Source organism: Rhizobium sp. SEMIA 4085, assembly GCF_013004495.1.
GTDB classification, from domain to species: Bacteria; Pseudomonadota; Alphaproteobacteria; order Rhizobiales; family Rhizobiaceae; genus Rhizobium; species Rhizobium gallicum.
In genome coordinates this window covers 1-911 of sequence record NZ_JABEPH010000697.1, presented here as the reverse complement: position 1 = coordinate 911, position 911 = coordinate 1, and the positions used below count along the sequence as shown (strand labels likewise).

Below are 911 nucleotides of genomic sequence, written 5' to 3'. Positions count from 1 at the left end.
GTTGATCCGCTCGCTTGGCTAACGCAGACCCTCGAACGCATCGCCGCGGGTTGGCCATCGAGCGAGATCGACGCCCTTATGCCTTGGAACTTCCAGAAGTAACGGTCTCAGTTCACCGCTTACGACGACGGCGCTCCACAGACGTGATCACTTCGATTTGCTGCATTGTCATAGGACTATCCCTAGTGCTTGCACTAGGACATCCAACGTTCCGCCTCACATCACAAGACGGCCCTCACCGTGGGGATACGACACGTCGTTATCCTCGTCATTAGCAACGTGGCGATGCCGCTCACAAAAACAACGATGTCAGCTCAACAAAGCAAGGCGCCCTTCGGTGCGGGGATACCGCGCTAGCGGTGCCCTCCCATTTTAACCGGCGCCGGTGGCGCGGTAACGCTGCGACCTTCACCACTGATGAGATCGCAACGCCAACTTCTCGGTTGCACCAAAGTTCGGCGACGATTGCCCTGTATGGCACTCTCGGGTGCCGGGACGTTGTCGGCAGCTATATTACCGTTCGCGAAGGGTCGGAAATGGTGTGATTGACCAATCGAGCAAGTCGACCGCACACTGAAGTATCCCCTCGGTCTCAGCAAGGCTGGGTGAAGCGGCGATGACGTATCCGATACAGTCTCCGTAATCGCCTTTCCTGACGATCGGCGTCTTTGGTTCAACGTACAATTTGGTTTCGACAACACCAGGTATAGCAGCCGCCCGGTTCTCGCCACCGATCCAATCAAAGGTGCCATCGCGATCAGGAACTAGGAATCGGGTCGCCGCAGTTTGCGAATGCTTTCTGCGCAAATCCCATTCCTCGCCGATGACAAGCTTGATGTGCTCAGTGATGAGGTCGATCCCGTAAGCTAACTGAATCAGCCGAGGAGTGGTCCACCCCGGAAGACGTGGAT

1 protein-coding gene and 1 pseudogene are annotated in these 911 nt (G+C 56.4%); one reads left to right on the top strand and one right to left on the bottom strand.

All coding sequences use genetic code 11. The features are described from left to right. Positions 1–102 (top strand): transposase domain-containing protein (locus tag C9413_RS32460; protein ID WP_170251258.1); only part of this gene is annotated, 102 nt, incomplete at its 5' end. A 411-nt stretch (positions 103–513) separates the two neighbouring features. Here C9413_RS32460 and C9413_RS32455 read toward each other — a convergent pair. After that, positions 514–911 (bottom strand): annotated as a pseudogene (locus C9413_RS32455) (hypothetical protein); the annotation flags it as partial.